2 protein-coding genes are annotated in these 4,253 nt (G+C 68.2%); both read left to right on the forward strand.

Annotated elements, in window-relative coordinates; translation table 11 throughout:
• On the forward strand, window positions 1-353 hold a 353-nt coding region (locus A5704_RS28945; RefSeq protein WP_197504927.1), incomplete at its 5' end, for a hypothetical protein.
• A gap of 415 nt (window positions 354-768) precedes the next feature.
• Window positions 769-4,253, forward strand: a 3,485-nt coding sequence (locus tag A5704_RS24150; RefSeq protein ID WP_067891462.1) for a non-ribosomal peptide synthetase, incomplete at its 3' end; no start/stop codon positions are given.

Genomic DNA, 4,253 nt, shown 5'->3' on the forward strand with positions numbered 1-4,253 from the left:
TGAACCCGCACGACGACGGCATCGGCATCGACGAGTACGTCGACTGGCTGATCGAGGCCGGCTACCCGATCGAGCGCATCGACGACTTCGGGGAGTGGCTGCAGCGGTTCGAGGCCGCGCTGCGCGAGTTGCCGGAGCACCAGCGCAAGCACTCGGTCCTGCAGATGCTGCAAGTCCCGGGCTACAACCAGTTGCAGGCGCCCGAACCGGCCACCGGGGCGTTCGCCCCGACCGATCGATTCCGCGCCGCAGTGCAGGAAGCCAAGATCGGCACGGACAACGACATCCCGCACGTCTCGCCGGCGGTGATCGTCAAGTACGTGACCGACCTGCAGTTGCTCGGCCTGCTCTAGCACGACACCCGGTTCGGGACGGTCCCACGCGGGCCGTCCCGAACCGTGTATCCGGTTTGTCGCTCAAAAACATTCTTTGCGTATCTTTTGTGCGCGGTTAGAGGAGTGCTGTAAGACAGGTGAGACTTTTCAAAACCTCTAGCGCACATTCTCGCCCTCGATTAATCTTTCAGACTGTTGCACTCATGTTGACTAAGTTGGTGGAGAAACTGTGTGTGTCGATCCGTTCGATGACGACATCCGCGGCCCCGGCTTAGTCGGCGACGGGCGGCAACAGGGGCGAGGAACCGCACGCGGATCGCGCCGCGGTCGTGCGCTCCATCACGCGGAACCGAACGGGCATTGCGGAGGGTTCGGTCGAGCGGCTGCAGTCAACCGGGGGTTTGAACGGTGAACCTCATGGTTGGGAAGTTGGATGCAGCTTGGTGAGCAAGCCCTTCCGCTCACGCGCGGCCAACTAGACATCTGGCTCGCGCAGGAGACGGGCCACTCCGGCACGGAGTGGCAGATCGGCCTCTTCGTCCGGATCGACGGCAGGGTCCAACGTGACGCCCTGAAGTGGGCGATCCGCCAAGCGGTTGAAGAAGCCGAACCGGCGCGGGCTTGTTTCGTCGAGGCGGACGGTCAGGTGTTCCAGCGGCCGATCGAATGCTCCGACATCGAGCTGGCTTTCCATGACCTGACCGGTTCGGGCGACGCCATCGAAGAGGCCCGGCGGATAGCGTTGTCGATCCAGCGAACGCCGATGCCGTTCACGGGTCCGCTGTTCAGGTTCGCCCTCTTCCAGACCCGTGCGGACCAGTTTCACCTGTTCGCGTGCTGCCACCACATCATCGTCGACGGAACCGGCGTCGCGCTCGTCGGTCACCGCATCGCCTCGATCTACTCCGCGATCGTCTCCGCCGCCCCCATCCCGCCGGCCGTCTTCGGGTCACTGCGGGACCTTCTCGACTGCGAGTCACGGTACGAAACGTCCGGCGACTACCGCGACGACGAGGCGTACTGGGTGAAGAACCTGCCCGCGATCGACGCGGGACCCCATCAGGCCCCGCGCGCGACGGGTGAGCGCGATCCCTGGCCATCCGCGCCGGTCGCGTTGGACTCCGGCATCCTCCGCCGGGTCCACAAGCTATCCCACGTGTGGGGCGTGTCCCCGACGTCGGTCATCACCGCGGCGTGCGCGCTGTTGGTGCGTGGCTGGACCGGCGGTGGCTCGGAGGTGGTCCTCGACTTCCCGGTCAACCGGCGAGTGCGCCCGGAATCGAAGACGCTCCCCGGCATGGTCGCCGGGGTGGTGCCGCTGGTATTGCGCGTGGCGCCCGAACTCACGGTCGCCGATTTCTGCCTGCACGTCGACACCCGGATTCGCGAAGCCATTGAGCATCAACGGTTTCCGGTGCAGGCGTTGGAGCGCAAGGCCCGCGGCCCGGTCGGGCCGCCCGAGCGGGTGAGCGTCAATTTCATCCCGTCCGATTTCACCCTGCCCTTCGGTGGTGTCACCGCCTCGGCGTCCTACACGAATTCCGGCCAGGCAAGTGGTTTCGGGCTGATCTTCTCCGGCGACGGGGACGGGATCTCCCTGAGCACGGCGGGCGCCTGGGAGCCCCTGTCCAGCTTCGAGGCCGCCCATCTGGCGGGCCGCTTGGAACGGGTGCTGGTGGCGCTGACCGCCGATACGACGCGGCGGTTGCTGTCGATCGACGTCCTCGAAGAGCCAGAGCGGGCCCGCCTGGCCGGGTGGGGGAACTGGGCGGCCGCGGCCGATCGTGCGCCGGGACGGTCTATTCCGGAGTTGTTCGGGGTATGGGCGGAGCGCACTCCCGAGGCGGTCGCGGTGTCGTGTGGGGGCCGATCGTGGTCATACCGCGAGCTGGACGCGACGTCGAACCGGTTGGCGCGCTGGCTCGTCGGGCGTGGTGTCGGTCCGGGGGACTGCGTGGCGTTGCTGGTGCAGCGGTCGGGGGAGGCGGTGATCGCGCTGCTGGGGGTGTTGAAGTCGGGGGCGGCGTACCTGCCGATCGATCCGGGGGTGCCGCCGGGCCGGGCGGAGTTCATGCTCGCCGATTCGGGGGCGGCGGTGGCGGTCGTCGGGCAGGGATTGCGGTCGCACCTGGGTGGGTTCGCCGGCGCGGTGGTGCAGGTTGACGATTCCGCGGTTGCGGCGCAGTCGGGCGCGGGCTGGGTCGGGCCGGGCCCCGACGATGTGGCGCACGTGATTTACACGTCGGGGACGACGGGAGTGCCCAAGGGGGTGGCGGTCACCCATCGCAACGTCACGCAGCTGTTTGCGGCGTTGGCCGGGGGTGACTTGTTGGGTGCGGGACGCGTTTGGACTCAATGCCATTCGTTGTCCTTTGACTTCTCGGTGTGGGAGATCTGGGGTGCGTTGCTGCACGGCGGACACCTGGTGGTGGTGCCCGACGCGGTGACGCGCTGCGGTGACGATCTGCACGAGTTGGTGGTGGGCGAGCGGGTATCCGTACTGACCCAGACGCCGTCGGCGCTCGGCGTGCTCTCGCCTCAAGGGGTGAGGGCGGCGCTGGTGGTGGGGGCCGAGCCGTGCCCCGCGCAGGTGGTGGATCGGTGGGCGCCGGGCCGCGCGATGGTCAACGTGTACGGGCCGACCGAGACCACCATGTGGGTGTCGATGAGCGCGCCGTTGGTGGCCGGGTCGGGGACGCCGGCGATTGGTTCGCCGGTGGCAGGCGCCGCGTTCTTCGTCCTCGACGGGTGGCTGCGGCCGGTGCCGGCCGGGGCGGTCGGGGAATTGTATGTGGCCGGGTCCGGGGTGGGTGTCGGCTATGTGGGCCGGGGCGGGCTGACCGGGTCGCGGTTTGTGGCGTGCCCGTTCGGGGCGCCGGGGGCGCGGATGTATCGGACCGGCGACCTGGTGTGGTGGGGCCCTGATGGGCAGCTGCGCTACGTGGGGCGCGTCGACGAGCAGGTCAAGATTCGCGGGTATCGCATCGAGCTTGGTGAAATCACCGCCGCGCTAGGCGATTTGCCGGGAGTCGAACAAGCGGCAGTGATCGCCCGGGAGGACCGTCCCGGCGACAAACGCCTCGTCGGCTACATCACCGGCACCGCCGACCCCGCCGAATTGCGGGCCGCGCTGGGCGAGCGGCTGCCGGCTTACCTGGTCCCGGCCGCCGTCGTCGCCTTGACCAGCTTCCCTCGCACCCTCAACGGCAAGCTCGACACGCGGGCCCTGCCCCCGCCCGACTACCTCGTCCACGGGTACCGTGCCCCGGCCACCCTCACCGAAGAGGTCCTCGCCGCGATCTACGCCCAAGTCCTCGACGTCGACCGGGTCGGGGTCGACGATTCCTTCTTCGATCTGGGTGGTGACTCGCTGTCGGCGATGCGTCTGGTCGCCGCGGTGAACACCAGCCTGGATGCGGCCCTGTCCGTGCGGGCGCTGTTCGAAGCACCGACGATCGGCCAGCTGGTATCCCGCCTCGACAAGGGCGACGGCCGGCTCGCGCGGGTGGTGGCCGGGTCCCGCCCGGCGGTGGTTCCGCTGTCGTTTGCCCAGTCTCGGTTGTGGTTCCTCGACCAGCTGCACGGATCCTCGCCGGTTCACAACATGGCGATCGCGCTCCGCTTGCGCGGACGACTGCGTGCCGACGTGCTCGGGACGGCGCTGGGCGACGTGGTGGCGCGGCACGAAAGTTTGCGCACCGTCTTCACCGCACCCGACGGCGACCCGCAGCAAGTGGTGCTCCCGGTCGAGTGCGCCGATTTCGGTTGGGAGATCGTCGATGCCGACGGGTGGCCGGCAGGCCGCTTGGGCGAGGCCATCAACAACGTGGCGCACCGCCCCTTTGATTTGTCGGTTGAGATTCCTTTGCGGGCAACGCTTTTCCGTGTGGGTTGCGATGAGCATGTGTTGGTGGCGGT

The sequence above is a fragment of the Mycobacterium sp. E735 genome (assembly GCF_001666955.1).
In the GTDB taxonomy this organism is placed as follows: domain Bacteria; phylum Actinomycetota; class Actinomycetes; order Mycobacteriales; family Mycobacteriaceae; genus Mycobacterium.